Source organism: Bacteroides sp. CAG:189, from assembly GCF_000432295.1.
Lineage (GTDB): Bacteria > Bacteroidota > Bacteroidia > Bacteroidales > Bacteroidaceae > Bacteroides > Bacteroides salyersiae.
This window is the reverse complement of the sequence record NZ_HF991115.1, coordinates 1-1,021: the sequence shown is the minus strand read 5'-3', so window position 1 is coordinate 1,021 and position 1,021 is coordinate 1. Positions and strand designations below refer to the sequence as shown.

Below are 1,021 nucleotides of genomic sequence, written 5' to 3'. Positions count from 1 at the left end.
GTATTGCAAAGAATTAAGAACTTTAATGCCCCAATCGGGTATGCGTGAGCTATATGTATGCTGTGTTCGTTACTTTAAGGAGAAAATGGTGATAGGTCGTGACCAGTGCTATGAGATATTCCGCTCTAATGGTCTGGTCCAGAGGAAGAAGCGTGTACGTCCCAAAACAACGAACTCCAATCATAATTATTATATATATCCTGATTTGCTGAACACGACACCTAAGTTCGTAGCAAGCACAAGCGGAAGTATGGTTGTGGCAGATATTACCTATGTCTCCACCAGGGATGGCTGGGCATACCTGTCCTTGCTTACTGATAGCCACAGTCGTGCAATAGTAGGCTATTCGTTCTGTCCTTCATTGACAACGGAAGGCCCGATGAAAGCTTTGGAGTCAGCTTTTCTGTTTTACAGAGAGAACGGGATAGACATCAGCGGGTTGATACATCATTCAGACCGTGGGGTTCAATACTGCTCAAACCAATACGTTGACACGTTAAAAGCACAACATATAAGCATAAGCATGACACAGTGTGGTGATCCTCTGCATAATGCATTGGCCGAGCGGATGAACAATACTATTAAGAACGGATGGCTCTTTGACTGCGGGAAGGAGACTTTTAACCAGGTGGAAGAACGTATTAAACAGGCTGTGTACACATATAATAATATCCGGCCACACCAAGCTTTGAAAATGCGCACACCAATGGAAATTATAAAGGAGGAGAAGGTATGAAAGTGCCCCGACTCAGGTTGTGCTCGTCGGGACGGGTGGTCCCGCCCCTTGCCGCACGGCGCTCCCCGACCAAGGATATTTCTTGGCAAACGAGATAATAACAAAAATCAGTTCAACAACATTTGGAATAAATAGAATAATTAGCATTATATTTGGAAATCCAAATAGGACAACTACAGTAGGTCTAACAAACAGAAATGTAAACCTATTCAGGTATTGAAAATTGTTGAGTGAACGAATACAGTAATAACAATCGAAGTTGTCAACTAAATCCAGTACACATCA

General features: G+C 42.8%; 1 protein-coding gene. It reads left to right on the top strand.

Going from position 1 to position 1,021, the window contains the following annotated elements; genetic code table 11:
• A partial coding sequence (locus tag QVP90_RS16010) for an IS3 family transposase (RefSeq protein ID WP_288204837.1) occupies positions 1-736 on the top strand: 736 nt, incomplete at its 5' end.
• Positions 737-1,021 lie beyond the last annotated feature (285 nt).